Raw genomic sequence first — 17,935 nt, 5'->3', positions numbered from 1 at the left:
GGCAGGCTAGAGGTCATGGCCTCCCAGGATCAGCACCGGTCCGTCTCCCTGCGACGCGCCGGCGCCGGCGAGTACGTCGCGACGAACGTGCGCGGGGGAGAGCTCACCTTCGGCACCGGGGAGGGCGCACGGTTCACCCCGGTCGAGCTGCTGCTGGCGGCCATCGGGGGCTGCACGGCCCTGGACGTCGACGCGCTGACCTCGCGCCTGGCCGAGCCCGAGCGCTTCGAGGTGCGCGTCGGGGCGGAGAAGGTCCGCGACGACGAGGGCAACCACCTGCAGGACATCACCCTCACCTTCACGGTCGCCTTCCCTGAGGGCCCGGACGGAGACGCAGCGCGCCACCGGCTGCCCGACGCGGCCGCGCGCTCGCACGACCGGCTGTGCACCGTCTCCCGGACCGTCGAGCGCGGGACCGCGGTGTCGTGGCAGCTGGCGGACCCCGCCTGACCGAGCGGCGGATTGTCCGTTCTGTCACGATGTGGCGCGTGTCGCTGCCAGAACCGCTCCTGTCCGCACCGACGACGCCGCTGGCCGCCTGTCGTCCCCTGCACCACGACTCCCTCGACCGTGACCACGCCGGGGCCATCGCGTTCGTGCTCAAGGCCATCGCCGACCCGATCCGGCTGCGGATGGTGAGCATCCTGCTGCGGCGTGAGGGCCGTCAGGCCACCGTCGCCGAGCTCACGTCCGAGTTCGACCTGACCCAGCCCACGGTGTCCCACCACCTGAAGGTGCTGCACGAGGCAGGGGTCCTGGAGCGCAGCCGACGCGGCGTCTGGGTCTGCTACCGCGTCCGTCCCGAGGCGATGGGGTCGCTCTCACGCGTCTTCGAGGCGCCGCCGGACGGCGCCTGGTGAGCTGAGCGCGATACCGGCTCTGGTGCGCGATGCCCGGACACCGGGCAGCCACCGGGGGTCACCCGGTGGTGACCTGACCGCGGTATGGGCGGTGGCCCGCCTCCCGCTTGCGGGACGGTCCGGGCCGGCGCAGGCTCGAGAGCATGACTGATCTCAACGGCAGGAGAGTCGCCTTCCTGGTCGCCAAGGAGGGCATCGAGCAGGTCGAGCTGACCCACCCGTGGGAGGCGGTGAAGGACGCCGGCGCCACGCCGGTGCTGCTCAGTCCCGAGTCCGGGTCGGTGCAGGCGTTCAACCACCTCGACGCGGCGGACACCTTCCCGGTCGACCAGGAGGTCGCGGACGCCTCGGTCGCCGACTTCGACGCCCTGGTGCTGCCCGGAGGGGTGGCCAACCCCGACGCACTGCGCATGGACGCCGACGCGGTCGGCTTCGTGCGGCACTTCGTGGACTCCGGCAAGCCGGTGGCGGCGATCTGCCACGCGCCGTGGACCCTCGTGGAGGCGGACGTGCTCACGGGGCGCACCCTGACCTCGTGGCCGAGCCTACGTACCGACATCAGCAACGCCGGGGGCACGTGGGTGGACCGCGAGGTCGTCGTCGACGGCAACCTCATCACCAGCCGCAACCCCGACGACCTCAAGGCGTTCTCGGGGGCCTTGCTCGACGCCCTCGGGTAGCAGCGAGCCGGGGGAGGTCGCGTCGTGGCAGGATCGCGGCGTGACCTCTCCGCTCGTGCTGGACTACCGCATCCTCAACGTCTTCACCGACGGGGAGGACCCGTTCTCGGGCAACCCGCTGTGCGTCTTCGAGGACGCCCGCGCGCTGACCGGTGAGCAGATGCAGGCCCTGGCCCGTCAGCTCAACCTCAGCGAGACCACGTTCGTCCTGCCCGTCGGGGACGGGACCGACGCGACGGTGACGGCTCGCGTGCGGATCTTCACCCCGACCTACGAGATGCCCTTCGCCGGTCACCCCACCCTGGGCACCGCCCACGTGGTGCGGGAGCTGACCGGCGCCGGTGACCGGGTCGTCCTGCGGATGCCCGCCGGCGACATCCCCGTCCACGCGGCCGGCAACCGCTGGACGCTGCGCGCCAAGCCACCGGTCGTCCAGCCGGTCGAGGCGACGCGCGAGGACCTCGCCGCGATGGTGGGCCTGGGGCCGGAGTCCCTGGGGGCGGAGCCCCTGCTCGTCAACACCGGAGTCACCCAGCTCATCCTGCCGCTGCGCGGGGTGGCCGACGTCCGCGCGGCCGCCGCCGACCCGCGACTGCTGCGCGAGCACGCCGCCAGCCTGGGCGACGAGGCCCTCGTCTACGTGTGGGCCGAGTCGGGCGACGGGGAGATCGAGGCCCGCCTGTTCTTCACCCAGGGGGCCTCGGCGATCGAGGACCCCGCCACCGGATCGGCCTGCGCCAACCTCGGGGGCTGGCTGCACCACCACGGGGAGCGGGGGACCCACCGGCGGATCCGGCAGGGCGCCGCCATCGGCCGCCCCTCCCTGCTCGACCTCGAGGTGGACCCGAACGGGCAGATCCTGGTCTCCGGCACCGTCCGCCAGGTTGCCACCGGTTCCTTCCACCTCTGAGGCGCTCGCCGGAGGTAGGTTCGGCCGCATGCCGACCTTCTCCGCCCACGACGGGGCCGTCCTGCACTACGACCTGCTCGACGACGGGGCCACCGGGGAGCCCCTCGTCGTCCTGGCCGGAGGACCGGCCCGCCACCCGGAGTACCTCTCCGACCTTGCCGGCCTGTCACGGGTGCGGCCCCTCGCCGTGCTGCACCAGCGCGGGGTGGGGGAGTCGGCCGAGTCCGGGCGGCCGCTCCAGGCCTGGACGGACCTCGCCCACGACGTGGAGGCCCTGCGCACCCACCTCGGCGGCGGACAGCTCGACCTGCTCGCCCACAGCGCCGGTACCCGGGTGGCCCTGGCGTATGCCGCGACGCACCCCCAGCATCTGCGTCGCCTCTGCCTGGTGACCCCTCCGGCGAAGGACCTCGTCGACGCCGAGGACGACAGCGTGGCCATGGTGGTCCAGCGCAACGCCGAGGCGTGGTACCCCGCGTTCGAGGAGGCGGTCCCGGCGCTGCAGGCGGCGAGCACCCCCGAGGAGCACCGTGCCCTCGCCCACCTCATCGCCCCGCTGGGTTGGGGGACGTGGGACGAGCGGGCGCAGGAGCACGAGCGCCTGGGAGAGTTCCACCTCGAGGCGGGCGGCGCCTTCTTCTCCGCTCCCGCACCGCCGACCCTGGTGCACGACCTCGCGGCGTGCGGTGCCCAGGTGCTCGTGGTGGCGGGAGAGCGGGACGCGCTGACCGGGCTCAAGCCGGTGCTCGCCGTCGCCGACCTCTTCCCGCGCGGTGAGGCGGTCGTCATCGAGGGTGCCGGCCACTACCCGTGGGTGGAGCGGCCGGAGCAGTTCCGCCAGGCCGTCGGTGACTTCCTCGCGCCGGCGGGGGTCTGAGGACGGTGCCGACCTATGCGGCGTTCCTGCGGGCCGTCAACGTCGGTGGGCGCTGGGTCAAGATGGCCGAGCTGCGGGAGGCGTTGGAGGACAACGGGTTCCGCGACGTCGAGACCTACATCCAGAGCGGCAACGTGCGGGTCAGCACCTCGCTGCGCTCGCGGGCCAAGGTGGAGCAGGCCATCGAGGACGTCCTGCGCGAGGGGTGGAAGCTCGAGGTGGCCACCATGGTGCGCACCCCCGCGGAGCTGACTGCCCTCGGCACCGCGCTCGCGGGCCTGGACCAGCCGCTGCCCGGCGAGCCGCGCCGCTATGTCGCCTTCCTCAAGGACCAGCCCGACCGCAGCGTCGTCGAGGCGCTGCAGGCGTGGGACCAGGAGCACGAGCGCGTCACGGTGCTCGGCCGCGAGGCGGTCCTCTGGCTGAACGTCGCCGCCCACGAGGCCAAGCTGACCAACGCCCGGCTCGAGCGGCTGGGCAAGGCGTCGGCGACCACCCGTGACGTCAAGGTCGTCGACGAGCTCGTGCGCCGCTGGGGCGGCTGAGACGGGGTCGCGCGCCTAGTCGTCGTAACGGTGGTGGTTGTGGTGGTGGCCGTGCGTGACCGCGATCATCATCCACCACGTCCGCTGGTCGAGGACCCCCGTGACGGGCAGGTGGTGGGCCTGCTGCCAGGTGCGCAGCGTGGCCGCCATGGCGTTGGTGAACCGGCCGGTGCGGGGCAGGTGCAGGACCTGCTGCGCCGCGGCCACCGCCGTGCCCGTGGCGCCAGGGCGCAGCGTGGAGCGCGACTGCCGGAACAGCGTGCCGACCAGGTCGTGACGGGTGAGCTGGGGGTAGCCGGCGGTGGGGACCGGGGTGGGCACGGGGCTCGGGACCGGGCTCGGGGCCGGCGTCGGGACCGGGCTCGGGGCCGGCGTCGGGACCGGGCTGGGGACCGGCTTGGGCGTCGGTGCCGGCACGGGCTTCGGTGCGGGGGCCGGAGCGGGGGCGCCCTTGGCCAGGGCCCACAGGGCCGCGGTGGTCCCGTTGAAGACGCTCATGTCCACGCGGCCGCTGATGCCGGCCAGCTTGCCGGCGTCGGTGTACTGCCAGAACGTGTAGCGGCTCCACCCACCGGGCAGCGAGGTCGGCGCCTTGCTGGACCAGCTGGCCAACCACAGGTAGTAGGACCGGAACGCCGTGGAGTTGCCCATAGAGTGGGTCCAGAAGTACGGCGAGACGTAGACCATCGGGGTTCGGCCTGTCCTGACCTTCACCCGCTTGAGGAAGCTCGAGACCCACGCGGTGAGCTGGGCGGGCTTCAGGCCTCCGGTGGTCTCCAGGTCGAGCACGGGCGGCAGGTCGCCGCGAGCGCCGAGCGTTCCCGCGACGCGCACGAAGTAGTCGGCCTGCGCGACGCCTGAGCCGGCCGCCAGGCTCGGCCGGGCGTAGTGGTAGGCGCCCCGGGCCATGCCCTGGGAGTGCAGCGCGGCGAAGTCGCCCCGGAAGTAGGGGTTGGTGTATCCCGTGCCCTCCGTGGCCTTGACGAAGGCGAAGGATGCCCCGCCGGTGGCCTTGGCGGCTCCCCAGTTGATGCTGTAGCCGCTGGGGTGCTGGTAGCTCGCGACGTCGGGGCCGGTCGGCTGGGCGTGTGCCACGGCCGGCGCCGCCAGGCCCACCGTCGCGACGGTCGCGGCGGTGATGCGGAGCAGCCGGGACCGGTTGAGGGCACGACGAAGTAGGGGCCTGGACATCATGGGTGGGGTTCCTGTTCCTGCGGGGGCGCGGGCGGCGCCGCTGCTGGACCGCCCACCGTCGGGCCTGGAGCGTCACCCACCACGTGGCGGCGGCGTGTGCTCCGGGCTCAACGAAGGTAGGTCGCAACGGCGGCAGGGGGCGCCCGACCTGACCAAGACTTGACCCTTCCCCGACCCACGCCTGCCTTTCGTGGTGTTAAAGGGCGGACGAATCGGGACAAGGGGGACGCTGCCCGCCAGGTTCGCCCCGCGCCCTGCGGTGTCAGTCGCCGGCGAGGGGGGAGTGGTCGACCGCGTCGGCCGCCGCCGACATCGACTCGTCCATGTAGACCGAGGTCGTGGACAGGTTCGCGTGGCCGGCGATCTGGGCGACCGTGGCGATGTCGACCCCGGAGCGGGCCAGGATCGTCAGGGCGGTGTGCCGCAGGGCGTGCGGCGTGGCCCGGCGATCGAGCTTGGCCTTGGTGTAGCGCTCGATGAGGTACTGCACGTCGCGCGGGCTCATCCGCCAGCCACGGACCGTGACGAACAGGGCGCGCTCGGCATCGGCGACCTTGGCGGCCCGCGCCGTGTCGGAGGGCTCGCCGACCGCCGGGGGAGAGGGGCGCCCGTTGGCCAGGTAGGCGGTGATCGCGTTGACCGTGTGACCGGTCAGCGGCAGGTCGCGGTCCTTGCCGCCCTTGCCGTGCACGCGCAGCACCGGGCGGTCGGTCTCCTCGTGCATCCGGATGTCGGTGCGGTTGGCCCCGCACAGCTCGGAGACGCGCGGACCGGACTCGATGAGCAGTCGCAGGATCGCCTCGTCCCGCAGGCTCAGCGACTGGTTGGCCCGGGGCTGGTCGACGGCCTTGGTCGAGGGCGCCGCGCGCAGTGTGCGCGCGTCGTTGACCTGCAGCCCGAGCCGGGCCCCCTTGGCGCGCTTGGGAGTCCGCGGCGGGGTGAGCTTCACCGTGGGGTCGACCTGCACGTATCCGCGGTCGGCCGCCCAGCGGAACAGGCCCCGCACCGCGGTGAACCAGCGGGCCCGTGCGTGGGGGCCGCGCCCCTCCGGGCGACTGCCGTCGCGGCTCATCTTCACGCCCTTGGTGTAGCGGCGGTCGGGGGCCTTGGCCAGGCGGGTGAGGGCGATCTCGATGTCGTCGCCCTCAACGTCGTCGAGCACGGTGTCGGGGCCCAGGAGAGTGACGAACTCGCCGAGGTCACGGGTGTAGGCCGCGAGGGAGACGGGGCTCATCTCCGAGCGCATGACCCGGCGCTCGAGGGACTCCTGGTAGTGCAGGACGGCGTCCTGGACCGTGATGCGCGTCGGGGCGGGAGGGGAGGCCATGCCCGGAATGTACCATTTCTTCGTGTATGACACATTACACGCAGAAGTGCAGACACTCCCGTGTCGCGGCCCCGATCCGGAGGCCCGGACCCCCGGGTTGGACAAGTGTCCGAATCATCACATGACGCACCGACGGTGCATGGACCGACGCGCGGAGGAGCCCGGTGGCGCTGACGGCTCAGCCGGCCGACTCGGGCCTGGGTGAACCGGTCACCGTGCGCGAACGCACTCGCTCACCGCTGTGTCGACGTCCTCGTCGTCGTGCGCGAGCATCCGCCACGTCGCCACGTCGCCACGTCGCCACGCCTTGCCTCGACGACCCGTCGTCGGCGCCCGGGTCGTTCGGCCGCAGCATCCCGTCATACCTGCTCGTCCGGCGCGTTCGCCGGGTACCCGTCCGGGCGCGTCGTGAACCGTCCGTCAGGTTCGGCCGGTCGGCTCGAACTGTCCGGCTGGTCGCTCATCCGCGCGCGGCGCTGTGGTAACCGGATCCCACACGCAACCAGTCGTGCACGGCGACTGCATGTACGCATGGTTTCCAGTGCCCGCCGCCAGGCCCCTCCCGGCCACCGGGCCCGCTCATCACAGAACGCCGATAATCGACATTATGTCATTACGCCTGGTGGAAGCACTCCTCCGCCGCACCGCGTGACGAGGCGGACGACGACTCCGCCTTGCCTGGCAACCGTGTCTGCGGCCGGCTGGTCCGCTCCGCGCCCGCGGCGCCCGTGGTTCCCTCCACTGCCGCCGACCTCGTGCCCCCACCGGCTCCGCGCACGTCCACCGAGGCGACGGTCCGGTCTGCACCATGCTGCGTCGGTCTTCCTGTCCGTGCGCCGTCGACGGCCCGCCGGCCCGGACATCGCCCTGCCGTCGCAGTCCCCTCTGACTGTCATGCGAGTGGTCGAACAGGTGTACGCCTTGGGAGCGTCGCCCGCGCCACCAGCCTGTTCCCGCCGCTCCCCTCCCCCATCCACGACACGGTCCGACGGATCGCTGCTGCCCCGGGCCGGCCCTCGGCCGCCCGGACAGCACTGAGGGCGGCACCCGATCGGGGTGCCGCCCTCAGTGTGTGGCTGCGGTGCCGTCAGTCGCGGAACGCGTCCTTGACCTTCTCGCCGGCCTGCTTCAGGTCGGCCTTGGACTCATCGACCTGCCCCTCGGCCTGCAGCTGCTCGTTGTCGGTGGCGTCACCAACGGCCTGCTTGGTCTTGCCCTTGGCCTGCTCGGCGGCGTTGTTGACCTTGTCCTGGAGACCCATGCGAGTCACCCCTTCTCGTGGAGGAACGGGACACGGCCCACCCTCGCACGCTCGGCTGATCCGCGCGACACCGGACGGCTCGACCCCCCTCGTCCGTTCGGGCCGAAGGGCTGTGGAGGACCCGGGTTCGCGCGCCCCGTCTGCCTAGGCTCGAGGTGGCAGGGGCCGGCGGAGGAAGGTGGTGGTCCCATGCGGTGGGTATGCCGTGTCGCGGCCCTGGCCACCCTGGCTCCCCTGCTGCTCGTGGTCGGCCCCACCGCCCAGGCATCGCCCCCCTCCGGGGCGCCGACGCCGGGCCCCACCGCGAGCGCCTCAGCCTCGCCCGCCCCGACCCCGACGAAGTCCCCGGCGGTTGGGGTGGACGGCGTGCTCCCCCGGGGTGCTGGCGAGCAGCCCGCGCTCACCCCTTCCCAGCTGTCGGCCCAGGTCGCCGCCGCTGACCGGTTGCGGGCCGGCCTGATCGACTCCAGCGCCAAGGTGGCCACCGCGACCGCCCGGATCACCCGCCTCTCCCGGCAGTCCGCCACCGTCCTCGCCCAGCTCTCGGCAGCGCGCACGGCCGAGTCGAGTGCTCGCGCCGAGGCGGTCCGCCAGCTGCAGCGCTTCCGCGCGCTGGACGAGGCGATGCGGGCCGACCAGGACAGCGTCGGCCGGTGGGCGCACGACGCCTACGTCCACGGTGGCCCGCTGGCCGACTACATGTCGCTGTTCGAGGTGCTGACCACGCGGGACGCCGACCAGGCGGCCGACCCCCTGGCGATCCTGCAGTACGTCGCGGCCGCGCGCGGTCGGGCGCTGGACCGCCTCCAGGGACTCACCGCCGAGCAGCAGGACGCGGCCGACCGGGCCGAACGAGCCAGCCGCGAGGCCATCGCCGCTGCGGCCCGGATCGCCGCGGCGAAGGCGCGACTCGACCGGTTGCTCGCCGACCAGCGCGCAGCCCTGGCGGCGCTCAAGCAGGCCCAGGCCGACCAGCTGCTCTCGGCCGGCTCCCTGCGCGGGGCGCTGCTGCGCTCGCACGACCCGGAGGCCCGTGCCGCGGACCAGCGGCTGAGCCAGGCGCTGCGACGGCAGGACCTGGGGGTGTTCACCGACACCGGTGCGCCGTGCCGGGCGGACAGCCGGACCTACCCCAACGGCGCGATCCCCGCGTCCGGGCTGTGCCCGCTCTACGCCGCGCCCGGGCAGCGCCTGCGCCCGGACCCGGCCCGGGCATTCAACGCGATGAGCCGGGCCTACCAGCACGACACCGGCAGCCCGTTGTGCGTGACCGACTCCTACCGCTCCTACGCCCAGCAGGTGGCCGTCGCGATCACCCGCAAGGGGTTCGCCGCCGAACCGGGGACGAGCAACCACGGCCTGGGCATGGCTCTGGACCTGTGCGGTGGGGTGCAGAGCTTCGGCACGGCGGCCCACCTGTGGATGGACCAGCACGCGCCGTTGTACGGATGGTTCCACCCTGCGTGGGCCGAGCCCGGCGGGGTGCTGCCCGAGCCGTGGCACTGGGAGTTCGCCGACTGAGCGCGGCTTGCCGGGCCGGACACGGGCCCAATGCGGGGCACACGCCCCCGTCGCGTGAGAACCTGCGCCCATGACGAGCGCGCTCGACGCCGGCCCCGGCCGGCGGGCCCGACGGGACACCCCTCACCAGCGGTCCTGGTACTGGTACGACTGGGCCAACTCGGCCTACGTGACCACCACGGCGACCGTGCTGATCACGCCCTACCTGACGTCGGTGGCCAAGGCCGCCGCGTGCCCGGGACTGCCCGACGGCGCGGCCTGCACGACCGACCTGGACGTGCTGAGCGTCCCGGTCTCCCCCGGCTCGCTGGCGCTCTACACGATCACCGCCTCCACGCTCATCTCGGCGGTGCTGCTCATCTTCGTCGGCGCGGTGGCCGACCGGTCCCCGCGACCGACCCGTCTGTTCGCGGCGTTCGCGTGGGTCGGGGCCCTGGCCGCGAGCGCCCTGTTCCTCGTGGCCGGCACCGACTGGGCACTGGGCGTGGTGCTGCTGCTCGTGGCCAACCTGTGCCTCGGCTCCTCGCTGGTGATCTACGACTCCCTGCTGTGCCGGATCGCCCCTCCCGAGGACCGCGACCGGGTCTCCAGCCGGGGGTGGGCGCTGGGCTACGCCGGTGGCGGGGTGCTGCTGGCCCTGAACTTCGTGCTGCTCAACGTGCATGACGCCATCGGACTCAGCCAGGGCATGGCCGTCCGGGTGAGCCTGCTGTCGGCGGGCCTGTGGTGGGGCGCGTTCACCCTGATCCCCGTGCTGGGGCTGCGGGACGTGCGCGGCACCACGGCCGCGCCGGTGGCCCGGCAGGCGGGGGTCGTCGGCGGCAGCCTGCGCCAGCTGGGGCGCACGTTCGCCGAGCTGCGGCTCTACCCGCAGACCATGCTGTTCCTGCTCGCCTACCTGTTCTTCAACGACGGCATCCAGACGGTCATCGGCACCTCCAGCCTCTACGGCATCGAGGAGCTGCGGTTCTCCCAGAGCACCGTCCTCGGGATCTTCCTGCTCGTGCAGTTCGTCGCCTTCGGCGGCGCGCTGCTCTTCGGCCGGCTCGCGGCCTCCTTCGGCGCGTGGCGCGTGGTGCTGACCAGCCTGGGGGTCTGGACCCTCGTGGTGACCATCGCGTTCTTCGTCCCGGCGGGTGCCCTGGGCGTGTTCGTGGCGCTCGCGGTCCTCATCGGGATCGTCCTGGGCGGCAGTCAGGCACTGTCCCGCTCGCTGTTCAGCCAGCTCATCCCCCGCGGCCGCGAGGCCGAGTTCTTCAGCCTCTACCAGGCGATGGAGCGTGGCACGAGCTGGTTCGGCACCCTCCTGTTCGGCCTGGTGCACCAGCTGACCAGCTCCTACCGCTGGGCCGTGGTCGCCCTGATCGTCTTCTTCGCCGTGGGCGGCGTCCTGCTCTCCCGCGTGCGCATGCGCGAGGGCATCCAGGCGGCCGGCAACGAGGTGCCGAGCGTGGTCTGAGCCACATCCGCCGCCGTTCTCGCGGTGTGCTCGGTCACAGTCCTCGCTCAGGGGCACATCGTCGGCCGTGAGCAGGAACATTGCCGGTCTGACGTGCGTTCACCCCTGTGAATGCCCACGCACGCTCTGTGCGGGTGAGCAACACGTTGGGAGACCTCCGACATGGCCGAACGATCACTGCGCGGCACCCGTCTGGGCGCCCTGAGCATGGAGACCGACGAGAACGTCGTGCCGAGCGAGCGTCAGCTCGTGAAGTACGTCTGCCCTCAGGGCCACGTCAGCGAGCTGCCCTTCTCCATCGAGGCCGACGTGCCTCCGCTGTGGGAGTGCCGCTGCGGGCTCGACGCCCGGCTGGTTGACGGGCCCGAGCCCGAGGCCAAGGCTGTCAAGCCGGCCCGCACCCACTGGGACATGCTGCTCGAGCGCCGCTCCATCCCCGAGCTCGAGGAGCTGCTCCAGGAGCGGCTCGCCCTGCTGCGGGAGTCCCGCGGCGAGAAGCCGCGACGCAAGCGCAGCGCCTGAGCGCACCAGCCGCACCCGCGGCGCTGACCCGGGCCCCACACCTTCCCCCTCCGGTGTGGGGCCCGTGTCATGCCCGGAGGGCGACGGCGCGCCCGGGAGCGAGCCAGGCCGCGGTATGCCGTGAGGCCGGGTCCGCCCGCCGACCCCAGGCAGGCACGCGAGCCAGCCGCGGGCGGCGGTATGCCGTGCCGCCCGGTTCGCCCGCCGGCCCCTGTTTCGCCCGGCGACCCGGGAGATGGTGCGCGAACCCCGCGGGCGCGCAGCGGGTCGACGATCCCTTTGCCGGGCCATCGGGCACACCGCGGGTCGAGCTCATCCCCGCAGGGAGGTCGTTCAGAGCACCTCGCCCTGGATGGTGTCCCCGCCCGGACCGTCCTGGCCGGGTCCACTCCCGGGTCCGCCAGGCCCGCTCCCCGGCCCACCCCAGGGACCGCCACCCGGGCCGTTGCCCCAGCCGCGCAGGAGGCGGGCGGCCACCGCACGCTCGAGCAGCCGGCGGGCCAGCGGCCGGGTGAACGGCAGGACGAAGAAGAAGCCGACCACGTCGGTGAGGAACCCCGGCGCCAGCAGCAGCGTGCCGCCCACCAGGACGAGCGCGGCGTCGGACAGCTCACGCGAGGGCATCCGGCCGGTCTGCAGGGCCACCCGCAGCGCCTGCCACGCCTTGGCGCCCTCGCGCCGCACCAGGTAGGCGCCCAGCGCCGACTCGAGCAGGAGCAGGAAGAACGTCTGCCACCCGCCGATGGCCCTGCCCAGCGCCACGATGACGGCGATCTCCGCGATCGGCACGACGAGCAGCAGGACGAACACCAGGGTCAGCCAGCGAGGACGCCGGCGCCGGGGCGGGTGGGTGCTCATTGCGGCAGCCGGTGCCACCGGGGCTCGCGGCGGCCGAGGGTGCGCAGCTGGTTGGCGCGGTAGCTGGCCCCCCACGAGGTGATGCGCAGCAGGGACTCGCGCACGATGTCGCCGCTCATCTTGGAGTCGCCGATCTCGCGCTCGACGAAGGTGATCGGCACCTCCCGCACGACGAGCCCGCGACGCACGGCGCGCCATACGAGGTCGACCTGGAAGCAGTAGCCCTGGGAGGCGACGTCGTGCAGGTCCATCAGGCGCAGCGCGGAGGCGCGGTAGACCCGGTAGCCACCCGTGGCGTCGCCGACCGGCATGCCGAGCAGGGCCTTGACGTAGAGGTTGCCGCCGACACTGAGCGCCTTGCGGGTCAGCGGCCAGTTGACGACGCGGCCGCCGGGGACCCAGCGCGAGCCGAGGACCACGTCGGCGGTGACCAGCTGCTCCAGCAGGGCCGGGAGCTGCTCGGGCTGGTGCGAGCCGTCGGCGTCCATCTCCACCAGCGCGTCGTAGCCCTGCTCGAGGGCCCAGGCGAACCCGGCGAGGTAGGCGGCGCCGAGGCCCTCCTTGCCCTGGCGGTGCAGCACGCGGACCTGGGCGTCCTCGGCCGCGAGCGCGTCGGCGACCTCGCCGGTGCCGTCCGGGGAGTTGTCGTCCAGCACCAGCACGTCGGCCTGCGGGACCGCGGCGCGCACCCGGGTGACGATGCGCGGCAGGTTCTCGCGCTCGTTGTACGTCGGGATGAGCACGACGACGCGGCCGATCGGGGCGCGGTCGACGTCAGCGTCCGCCGGGGTGGGCGCAGGGTGGGTCATGTCCGTCCTTCACTGGTGGTGCGAGTCGCCCCGACTGTACCGGCGCCGTCTGGGCCGTCCGTGCACCATCAGCAACAGCACCACCACCGCGCACGCGGCCAGCTCCGGCCAGGAGCCCACCCGGTCGGCGACGGTGGTGGCCGAGCGCAGCGGCAGGTCGGCCGACAGCAGCGCCGCGGTGAACAGTGCCGTGCGCTGGTGGGCGACTCCGTCGGGGGTGATCATCGCGCTCACGCCGACCGTGGACACGTGGACCACGGACCGGCCGTGCTCGACGGCGCGGACGCGGGAGATGGCCAGCTGCTGCTCGGACTCGTCGGTGTAGCCGAAGGTCGCGTTGTTGGTCTGGATCACGAGCAGGTTCGCCCCCCGGTCGACCGTCTCGCGGACCAGGGCGTCGTAGGCGACCTCGAAGCAGATCACCGGCCCGGCGGCAACGGTGCCGGCGCTCGCCGAGGGCACCCGGAACACCTCGGGCCGGGTCCCCGGTGCCATGTCGCTGCGGACCAGGTCGACCTTGTCGCTGAACTGCCGGAAGAAGGAGCGGAAGGGGATGTACTCCGCGAACGGCACCGGGTGCTGCTTGACGTAGCGCTGGGTGACGCCCTGCCCGGGCCTGTAGAGCAGGCTGGCGTTGGAGATCCGCGGGCTGGGCTCCTCCAGCACCGCGCCGACGACGACGGGGGCGTCGATGTCGGTGACGGCGGCGTTGATGACGGCCGCCGCGTCGCCGTTGCGCAGCGGGTCGATGTCGGAGGAGTTCTCCGGCCACAGCACCAGGTCCGGGTGGGGCTTGGTGCCGGCGTGCACCGCGGCGGCGGCCGCGTGGGTGACGGTGGCGTGGTCGTCCAGGACCGCGCGCCGCTCGGCGTTGAAGTCCAGCCCGGCCCGGGGGACGTTGCCCTGCACTGCCATCAGATGCGCGCGGCGCCCGTCCGTGGGCGTGGGCACCAGCGCCGGGAGCACCACGAGCAGGGCGGAGGTCACCAGGGCCGGCAGCGCCCACAGGAGGCCACCCACCGGTATGCCGTCTCCCCTCCCCCGCCAGCGCAGCCGGGCCAGGCCGGCGGCGAGGACACCGCCGGCGAGCGCGGTGCCGAAGGTCACCGCCGGGGCGCCGCCGAGCGCCGCCAGGTGCAGCAGCGGGGAGTCGGCCTGGCTGAACGCCAGGCGCCCCCAGGGGAACCCGCCGAACGGGGTCGCCGAGCGCAGCGCCTCCGCCGCCACCCACAGCAGCGCCACGACGACGGGCCGGACGCGCTCGCGGTCGGCCAGGGAGGGCGCTCGCTGGAGGAGGCCGGAGGCGGCACCCAGCGCCGCGACATACAGGGACTCCAGGACGGACAGGGCCACCCACGGGAGGGCGCCCACGTAGATGCCCGACCAGGACAGCAGCGGCAGGAAGCAGGCGAGGCCGGCGACGAGCCCGAGCAGGGCGCCGTGGCCGGGCCCGGCGTCACGGGTGGCGAGCGCCAGCAGGGCCACGCCGACCGGGGCCAGCGGCCACAGGTCGTGCGAGGGGAAGGCCAGCCACAGCGCCAGGCCGGACAGCAGGGCGAGAGCATACCGGTGCACGCCGCAACCGTAGGTCACCTGCCTGTCCGGCCGGGCGCGGGGACGGCTGCGTCGGTGCGGCGGTGGCCGAGGGTGGATCGCGACGTGCGGGCGGCCCGGAGTGGGTGGCCCGCGTGATCGTCGGGTGGGGACACGGAAGGACCCGCGTTGCCGTTGGGACCAGCGCCGGCCCGACAGGCTGCCGGGACGGGCTGTTGTCTACTAAGCACGCGGGTCCATCCGTCGTCCGCCTCCACCCCGACCGGGTGGGCCTCGGGCGTGCACAGCTCCGTGGGTCTGGATGCCACGGCGGCTGCGCGCGCAAGCCGCCCTGGACCCCGGAAGCTGTCCCTTACCCCGTCCCCCTGGTCACGCAGATTCACGTCGGACAACGGCCCTGAACATACCCCGTTCAGGGGTGCTGTCAACCCCCTGTTCACCTGCACGAAAGCGCGTTGTCGCAGGTTAGGGATTTGGTCCAATTCCCTGTGTTGACAGTCTCTTTGTGCTACTCGCGGCGTGTCGCGCGGGACACGCCGTGGGCCGTGCGGGACGGCCGCACGGCCCAGGGTCATGGTGGGTCCACCCGGTGGGTGGAGGAACGGGTCAGCCGGCGGGCGGGACCACGACGACGCCGCGTGCGGTCGTCGCCACGACCGGCTCGGCGAAGACGTCGGCAGCGGACTCGCCGCGCTCGGGGTTGCCCCGCGCGATGACCCGCACGGCGAAGCTCATCTCCCGGCTGCGCGAGCCGACCCGCTCCAGCCGGGCCTCGATCTCGATGACGTCACCGGCGCGCACGGGGGCGAGGAACTGCACGTCGCTGTAGGAGGCGAACAGGCCCTCGTCGCCGTCGGTTCGGATGCACATCTCGGTGGCCACGTCGCCGAACGCGGCCAGGGAGTAGGCCCCGTCGACGAGGTTGCCGGCGTAGTGCGCGTGGCTGTAGGGCACATAGCGCCGGTGGGTGACGGTCGTGCCGACCTGCTCGGGCGTGGCGCGCGGGCTCATCGGGCGTGCTCCTTCGTGGGGGCCGACTGGGCGGCGTGCTGGGCCTTCGGGGCGGCCCTCCGGGCCAGGGTGTGCACGAGGTAGGAGGCGACGTCGCCGGGCGTGGTGCCCTTGCCGAAGATGTGGTCGACGCCGAGCTTGCCGGCCGATCCCTCCTCGAACCGCGGGCCGCCGGCGACGAGCAGCGGCACCTTGCCGGCCGGGTAGGACTCACGGAACGCCGCCGACATCGTCGTGGTGTTGTGGATGTGGGCGTCGCGCTGGGTGACCACCTGGCTGACGAGGACGGCGTCGGCCTTCTCCGCCTTCGCCCGGGCGACGAGGTCGGGCACGAGCACCTGGGCGCCGAGGTTCACGACCTTGATCTCCCGGTAGTACTCCAGGCCCTTCTCCCCCGCGAACCCCTTGATGTTGAGGATCGCGTCGATGCCCACGGTGTGGGCGTCGGTGCCGATGCACGCGCCGACGACGACGAGCTTGCGCCGCAGCCGGGACTTGATCGCCGCGTTGACCTCCTTGGCCGACAGCAGCGGGTACTCCCGCTCGACGACCTTGACCTCGCGCAGGTCGACGAGGTGGTTGACGCTGCCGTAGACCACGAAGAACGTGAAGTCCGGCCCCATCGCCTTGGCGTGCACCAGCAGCGCGGGCTCGATGCCCATCTTCTTCGCCAGCTGCAGCGCGGCCCCCTCGGCCCGCTTGTCGTGCGGGATCGGCAGGGTGAAGGACACCTGCACCATGCCGTCGCCGGTGGTGTCGCCATAGGGGCGGATCAGGTCCGGGGCCGTGCCCGCGGAGGCCTGGGTATCGCGGGTGGTCGCCTCCGCGGCGCCGCTCACCGCGGTGCCTGCTGCGGTGCCTGCTGCGGGACTCACTGCCGTGCTCACTTCGCTGTCTCCTTCTGCTCCAGCAGGGTGATCGCGGGGTTGTCGTAGCCGTCGGCGCGCTGGACGACACCGTCGAGGCCCTTGCCGGCGTCGGCGGGGCGCTTCATCAGGCCGAACGTGCCGTCGGCGATGGCGGACAGCAGCGGCGGGTCGCCGGCCGCGTCGGAGTCGTGGACGATCCGCTCGAGCAGCTCGATCGCCTCGGAGAGCACCTGCCGGGCGCGGGTCTGGATGAACCCGTCCCGCGGCGGGTGGAAGTCCTCGGTGAGGCCGCCGGCGGCGTTCATGACGTAGCGGACGTTCTGCAGGGCCAGGTCGCGGTCGGACAGGAACGGGGTGACCACGGCCTCGGTCATCATGCCGACCAGGAGGATGCCCTGGCCGGTCATCGCGCCGACGAGGTTGAAGAACCCGTCGAGCAGGTAGCCCCGGAAGATGTCGCCGGTCATGTGCTTGGTCGGCGGCATCCACTTCAGCGGCGCCTCGGGGAACAGCTGGCGGGCGAGCAGTGCGTGCGCCAGCTCCATCCGGAAGCTGTCCGGCAGGTCGGGGTTGATCTCGAAGGCGTGGCCCAGGCCGAGCTGCCAGTCGGCCAGCCCCGCCTCCTTGGCGAAGTACTCGTTGAGCAGCTGGCTGACGGTGACCGTGTGCGCGGCCTCGACCGCGTCGGCCGTGGTCAGGTAGTTGTCCTCGCCGGTGTTGATGATGATCCCGGCGCGGGCGTGGATCTGCCGCGAGAAGCGCTGGTCGACGAAGGTGCGGATCGGGTTGATGTCGCGGAAGAGGATCCCGTACATCGAGTCGTTGAGCATCATGTCGAGACGCTCGAGCCCGGCCAGGGTGGCGATCTCGGGCATGCACAGCCCGGAGGCGTAGTTGGTCAGCCGGATGTAGCGGCCGAGCTCCTTGCTCGTCTCGTCCAGGGCCGCCCGCATGAGCCGGAAGTTCTCCTGGGTGGCGTACGTGCCGGCATACCCCTCGCGGGTGGCGCCCTCGGGCACGTAGTCCAGCAGCGACTGCCCGGTGGAGCGGATGACGGCGATGACGTCGGCGCCCTCGCGCGCGGCGGCCTGGGCCTGCGGGATGTCCTCGTAGATGTCGCCGGTGGCCACGATGAGGTAGATCCACGGCCGCTGCTGCGGGTCGCCGTGACGCTTGACGAGCCGGTCACGGGTCGCGCGGTTGCGGTCGATGCGGGTCATGCCCGGCTTGACCGAGCGCATCGCCAGCGACCGGGCGGCGGTGAGGTCGCGTCCCTCCGGCAGCCGGAAGGAGACCGAGCCGGCCGCGGCCTTCTGGGCCAGGGTCAGCAGGTCGGGGGCCTCGCCGCGGCGCAGCGCGTCGAAGACCGGCGTGGTGACGCCGTGCTCGAGGCCGACCTCGTCGCGCACGCGGGAGACGAGGTGGTTCACCCACGGCACGCGCTCGTGGTCGGCGCCGGCCAGCCCGGCAAGGCGCAGCGCGGCCCGCTCGACGGAGACGGTGGTGTGGGTGCGGGCGAGCTTGACCACGGGCGCACCGGCCTTGCGGGCCAGCGACCGGGCCTTGCGGACGACGGTCGGGTCGAGCTCGAGGACGGGGTTCACGCGGGAAGACACTCCGCGAGGGTAGCAAGGCCGCCAGAAGATTTCCGGTGTCGGTCGTCTGGTGCCGGAAATCC

At 72.9% G+C, this 17,935-nt stretch carries 18 protein-coding genes; 9 read left to right on the top strand and 9 right to left on the bottom strand.

Annotated features, from left to right (window positions below; translation table 11 throughout):
* Window positions 1-15 precede the first annotated feature (15 nt).
* From AC3ANM_RS01475 to AC3ANM_RS01450, 6 genes are all read left to right on the top strand, one after another.
* Window positions 16-450 carry an OsmC family protein gene (locus AC3ANM_RS01475; protein WP_488286374.1) on the top strand — a complete coding sequence of 145 codons (435 nt, stop codon included), beginning with the start codon at window positions 16-18 and terminating at the stop codon, window positions 448-450.
* Between the two features lie 38 nt (window positions 451-488).
* Window positions 489-860, top strand: a complete 372-nt coding sequence (locus tag AC3ANM_RS01470; RefSeq protein ID WP_488286373.1) for an ArsR/SmtB family transcription factor — start codon at window positions 489-491, stop codon at window positions 858-860.
* A 143-nt stretch (window positions 861-1,003) separates the two neighbouring features.
* Window positions 1,004-1,540: a type 1 glutamine amidotransferase domain-containing protein gene (locus AC3ANM_RS01465; protein WP_488286372.1), complete on the top strand. Its 537-nt coding sequence runs from the start codon at window positions 1,004-1,006 to the stop codon at window positions 1,538-1,540.
* A 40-nt stretch (window positions 1,541-1,580) separates the two neighbouring features.
* Complete coding sequence (locus AC3ANM_RS01460; protein WP_488286371.1) at window positions 1,581-2,450, top strand: PhzF family phenazine biosynthesis protein; 870 nt, start codon at window positions 1,581-1,583, stop codon at window positions 2,448-2,450.
* 28 nt (window positions 2,451-2,478) lie between these two features.
* Window positions 2,479-3,327 carry an alpha/beta fold hydrolase gene (locus AC3ANM_RS01455; RefSeq protein WP_488286370.1) on the top strand — a complete coding sequence of 283 codons (849 nt, stop codon included), beginning with the start codon at window positions 2,479-2,481 and terminating at the stop codon, window positions 3,325-3,327.
* 5 nt (window positions 3,328-3,332) lie between these two features.
* Window positions 3,333-3,872 carry a DUF1697 domain-containing protein gene (locus tag AC3ANM_RS01450; protein ID WP_488286369.1) on the top strand — a complete coding sequence of 180 codons (540 nt, stop codon included), beginning with the start codon at window positions 3,333-3,335 and terminating at the stop codon, window positions 3,870-3,872.
* A 15-nt stretch (window positions 3,873-3,887) separates the two neighbouring features.
* Here AC3ANM_RS01450 and AC3ANM_RS01445 read toward each other — a convergent pair whose 3' ends face one another.
* The 3 genes from AC3ANM_RS01445 to AC3ANM_RS01435 all read right to left on the bottom strand — a co-directional run bounded on the left by AC3ANM_RS01445 (window position 3,888) and on the right by AC3ANM_RS01435 (window position 7,654).
* Window positions 3,888-5,066, bottom strand: coding sequence for a GH25 family lysozyme (locus AC3ANM_RS01445; protein ID WP_488286368.1), 1,179 nt, complete (start codon window positions 5,064-5,066; stop codon window positions 3,888-3,890).
* Between the two features lie 262 nt (window positions 5,067-5,328).
* Window positions 5,329-6,393 carry a tyrosine-type recombinase/integrase gene (locus AC3ANM_RS01440; RefSeq protein ID WP_488286367.1) on the bottom strand — a complete coding sequence of 355 codons (1,065 nt, stop codon included), beginning with the start codon at window positions 6,391-6,393 and terminating at the stop codon, window positions 5,329-5,331.
* A gap of 1,087 nt (window positions 6,394-7,480) precedes the next feature.
* On the bottom strand, window positions 7,481-7,654 hold the full coding sequence (locus AC3ANM_RS01435; RefSeq protein ID WP_488286366.1) for a CsbD family protein: 174 nt from the start codon (window positions 7,652-7,654) through the stop codon (window positions 7,481-7,483).
* Window positions 7,655-7,843: 189 nt separating this feature from the next.
* On the opposite strand from AC3ANM_RS01435, the gene AC3ANM_RS01430 reads away from it, so the two are divergent.
* From AC3ANM_RS01430 to AC3ANM_RS01420, 3 genes are all read left to right on the top strand, one after another.
* The gene (locus AC3ANM_RS01430) at window positions 7,844-9,175 is read left to right on the top strand and encodes a D-alanyl-D-alanine carboxypeptidase family protein (protein ID WP_488286365.1); all 1,332 of its coding nucleotides are present in this window, start codon (window positions 7,844-7,846) and stop codon (window positions 9,173-9,175) included.
* A gap of 70 nt (window positions 9,176-9,245) precedes the next feature.
* Window positions 9,246-10,634, top strand: a complete 1,389-nt coding sequence (locus AC3ANM_RS01425; RefSeq protein WP_488286364.1) for an MFS transporter — start codon at window positions 9,246-9,248, stop codon at window positions 10,632-10,634.
* Between the two features lie 162 nt (window positions 10,635-10,796).
* A complete protein-coding gene (locus AC3ANM_RS01420) occupies window positions 10,797-11,156 on the top strand; it encodes an RNA polymerase-binding protein RbpA (protein WP_488286363.1) in 360 nt (119 codons plus the stop codon).
* Window positions 11,157-11,489: 333 nt separating this feature from the next.
* On the opposite strand, the gene AC3ANM_RS01415 is transcribed toward AC3ANM_RS01420, so the two are convergent.
* The 6 genes from AC3ANM_RS01415 to kamD all read right to left on the bottom strand — a co-directional run bounded on the left by AC3ANM_RS01415 (window position 11,490) and on the right by kamD (window position 17,873).
* The gene (locus AC3ANM_RS01415) at window positions 11,490-12,014 is read right to left on the bottom strand and encodes an FxsA family protein (protein WP_488286362.1); all 525 of its coding nucleotides are present in this window, start codon (window positions 12,012-12,014) and stop codon (window positions 11,490-11,492) included.
* A complete protein-coding gene (locus tag AC3ANM_RS01410; protein ID WP_488286361.1) occupies window positions 12,011-12,823 on the bottom strand; it encodes a polyprenol monophosphomannose synthase in 813 nt (270 codons plus the stop codon). The genes AC3ANM_RS01415 and AC3ANM_RS01410 overlap by 4 nt, the downstream gene beginning before the upstream one ends.
* Before the next feature lie 9 nt (window positions 12,824-12,832).
* A complete protein-coding gene (lnt, locus tag AC3ANM_RS01405; RefSeq protein ID WP_488286360.1) occupies window positions 12,833-14,398 on the bottom strand; it encodes an apolipoprotein N-acyltransferase in 1,566 nt (521 codons plus the stop codon).
* 585 nt (window positions 14,399-14,983) lie between these two features.
* Complete coding sequence (kal, locus tag AC3ANM_RS01400) at window positions 14,984-15,388, bottom strand: 3-aminobutyryl-CoA ammonia lyase (protein ID WP_488286359.1); 405 nt, start codon at window positions 15,386-15,388, stop codon at window positions 14,984-14,986.
* Window positions 15,385-16,275 carry a lysine 5,6-aminomutase subunit beta gene (gene kamE, locus AC3ANM_RS01395; protein ID WP_488286358.1) on the bottom strand — a complete coding sequence of 297 codons (891 nt, stop codon included), beginning with the start codon at window positions 16,273-16,275 and terminating at the stop codon, window positions 15,385-15,387. The genes kal and kamE overlap by 4 nt, the downstream gene beginning before the upstream one ends.
* The gene (kamD, locus tag AC3ANM_RS01390; RefSeq protein WP_488286357.1) at window positions 16,272-17,873 is read right to left on the bottom strand and encodes a lysine 5,6-aminomutase subunit alpha; all 1,602 of its coding nucleotides are present in this window, start codon (window positions 17,871-17,873) and stop codon (window positions 16,272-16,274) included. Before kamD ends, kamE begins: the two co-directional genes overlap by 4 nt.
* Window positions 17,874-17,935: the final 62 nt, after the last annotated feature.

It is taken from the genome of Oryzihumus sp. JJN4-3R, from assembly GCF_057747915.1.
The sequence above is the reverse complement of the archived record's forward strand: the minus strand, read 5'-3'. Positions and strand labels throughout refer to the sequence as shown.